Consider the following 3,044-nt stretch of genomic DNA (forward strand, 5'->3'; position numbering starts at 1 on the left):
AGAACTACGAGAAGATCGTCGTCGGCGTGGTGATCGCCCTGGGCATAGCGGGCGTGGTCTACTCGGTGCTGAACTTCGGGCACTTCTAGCACCTGAAGGTATTCCGGCCATTTTCTCAAAGCGGGATCGAGGACGCAGCAGCGGGCTCGATCCCGCTTTACGCGTCCGTCGCGCGGAGAGCATTCCCTGCGGTCGACCAAGTCCTTGCGCTCTTCGTCCAAAGCCTCGAAATTCTTGATCCCGCCGAGCGCCGAACATACCCCTTAGCGCATGCGACACCCTCCCGCACGACCACCCTACTGTTCGGTCAGATTTTTCTCAAGCTGCTCGATCATCGCACGATCCACCCGTACGAACGCCGCCATGCCACCCGCCAGCGCACCGTAGTACGCATGCGCGTCGTTCTTAATGACCCTATCGGCGAACAGGTTGACCCACGTCAGTATGTGGCGATCTGCAAACTGACGCTGGGTTGCAAGCACAAGGAGAACCTCATCGTCGCGACCATCGGCGTACGCCTCGTATGCACGCTGGCCCAGATGCGCCATGTAGTCCATCATGGCAGCGATATGGTCGTCGGGAAAATGCCCTTCTGCCTGCAACTTAAACCCAGCATCATGGTAGAACGATCGAACGTCGAGCGTGCTTTCCTGGAAAACCATGGATTCCTTGCCCGTATACGGAGACTCCCAAAGATGGACATAGCGATCTCCGGGCACCTGGAACAGCTTGCTGTAATCGTCTCGCAGGACACGGGCAAAGGCTGCCTCCTGTGACGGCCCATCCACTTCGCACCCGACCTTCTCGATGCAGGCGAAGACCCCTTCGGCGCAGGTGCCGAGACTGAGCCCAGACGAGCCGACCGGACAAGCCGCAATCTCCTCGAAATCGCTTTGGGAAAGCGCCTCCCTCACAGAGCCGAACAGGGCAAGCGCCTCGCTGCAGAACACCTTGGATACACCATCGTCCGTCAGCGGTCCGCCGAACACTACCTGCCACAAACGATAGAGGTACACACGACGGGCAAGATCCATCGCCAGCGCGCTTTCGCGCTCGTTATTCGACATAAAGAGCTCCCGTCTCTCATCAGGGCCGAAGAAACAGGCCGACCCGATCACCTGGCAAAGGGTACTGCCGCACCGCAAGGAGGGGATGCAGCGCGGCAGAAGCGGGACTACCAGGCAAGCTCCCGGTACCCCTCGTCGAGCGCGCAATCCTTTACCTTGATCAGGACATTCGGATGCGTCTCGTCCGGAGAGGGCAGTACGGCGATACTGCCGCCGTTCAGATCGTTGCCGTATTCCGCACGGAGCTCTTCGATAGTGCCGAACTTCAACGCACGATTGGGACAACCCGCCACACACGCCGGCTCGCTACCGCTTTGACGCAGACCGTAGCAGCCATCGCATTTGCCGGATACACCCCGCTCGGGGAAGTATTTCGGCTGTCCGTACGGACACGACATGACACACATGCGGCACCCGATGCACTTGCTCTGATCCTGGACAACCGTCCCGTCGGGAGCTTGGTAAATGGCACCCGTCGGGCAATTCTTCAAGCAGATGGGCTCCTCGCAATGGTTGCAGCTGGACGAATAGCTGTAGCCCTGCACGTCGGGAAACGACCCCACCGTATAGCTATGCGCTTCGCGGTACAACGTACCCACCTCAAGACGGTTCTTGTCCTTGCAGGCAACCTGGCACGCGCGGCAACCTGTGCAGCGGTTTTGGTTCAAATAGAATCCAACGCTCATAATCCACTCTCCTTTTCCGCAGCCTTAGTTCTCGCTCCAGCGGGGAGGCAGCTCACAGTCGGGGCCCAACTGCTCTCCGGTGTATTTCTCGATATTGCAGATCTGGTTGTTGTAGCCCGACACGCCCATGCCGCCGTATTCGGCGCCGATCAGGTAGTTATCGGATCCTGCCCGATCGATTCCGGTCTCTTCATCGACATCGACCCACGCACCATGCGGAACACCGACAACCCCCGGCATAAGAAGATCCATGATCGCGGCCCTACGCAAGCCCTTTCCCGTAGGCGAGCTGATAAGCACCGTGGAACCTTCCTCTATGCCCTTCTCTTCCGCATCCTGACGGCTCAGGAACACGGGGTTTGCCCACGCCTCTCGCAGCCACGAGCAGTTATCGAACACAGAGTGAGAGCGGCGCAGGTAGTGCGGGTTGTACATGAGATAGGGGTAGTCGCCCTTTTCCCCGCCGATCTTGCCGCCTTTGAACGTGGACTCGTACCCAACACACGGAACGACATGCGTCGGATAAGGCTTGAACTGCTCGATACCCTCGTATTCGAACGATGCCATCAAGTCATAGCGAGCCTGGCAGTAAATCTCAAGCTTACCACTGGCACTCGAAAGCGGATTGGCAACCGGATCGTCCACGAAGTCTTTGTAGCCGATGAACCCGTGCCCGTCGTCAGGCGTGCGCTTGAACTGGTAGCCACCATTCGCAATGAAATCAGCGAGCGGGACAACACCCTCTTGCGGCGCGCCTTCAACTCCCCATTGGGCAATGTCGGCGGCAGAGATGGTAACGAGCGGTCCCATCTTGCCGTTGCCACCCATGATCTTGCTGCCTGCGATCCGCTCAAAGAACTGCTGTTTCTCCGAAGTGCTGTATGCCAGCGTCGGATCCATCTCTTGATCGGTCTTGGCCGCACCGAGCGGGTCGGCCACCTGGGAGTAGCAGTACACAAACTCGCGGTTGCAGGACGTTACCGATCCGACGCGCTCCCATTCGGTGGTGACGGGGAGGATGATGTCCGAGTAAAGAGCATTCGTCGTCATGAACTGTGCGCGCGTAAGCACGAAATCGACTGCACGATGGGCCTCGATGCCAGCCTTCTGGTTGAGCGAGGTCTGCAGCGTCGCATCGTTCACATGGAAGATGCCTTTGATGGGACCAAGTGTGGTCGGGATGGGCGCATGGAAGCTGCCGTACGAATTCGACACGTCGCCGAACGATCCGCCGCCGTTGAGGATGATGTCGTACATCTGGGGTTGGCGCACACCCGTCGAACAGGGGTTC

Annotated in this window: 4 protein-coding genes; all 4 read right to left on the bottom strand. The window is 58.8% G+C overall.

Annotated elements, in window-relative coordinates; translation table 11 throughout:
- On the bottom strand, nt 1-221 hold a 221-nt coding region (locus RR842_RS13315), incomplete at its 3' end, for a hypothetical protein (protein ID WP_332730076.1).
- A gap of 75 nt (nt 222-296) precedes the next feature.
- Complete coding sequence (locus tag RR842_RS13320; protein WP_332521154.1) at nt 297-1,067, bottom strand: molecular chaperone TorD family protein; 771 nt, start codon at nt 1,065-1,067, stop codon at nt 297-299.
- A 107-nt stretch (nt 1,068-1,174) separates the two neighbouring features.
- Nucleotides 1,175-1,753: a 4Fe-4S dicluster domain-containing protein gene (locus RR842_RS13325; protein WP_332512776.1), complete on the bottom strand. Its 579-nt coding sequence runs from the start codon at nt 1,751-1,753 to the stop codon at nt 1,175-1,177.
- A gap of 24 nt (nt 1,754-1,777) precedes the next feature.
- A partial coding sequence (locus tag RR842_RS13330; RefSeq protein WP_332730077.1) for a molybdopterin dinucleotide binding domain-containing protein occupies nt 1,778-3,044 on the bottom strand: 1,267 nt, incomplete at its 5' end.

This window comes from Gordonibacter sp. (genome assembly GCF_036667095.1).
Classification (GTDB): Bacteria; Actinomycetota; Coriobacteriia; order Coriobacteriales; family Eggerthellaceae; genus Gordonibacter.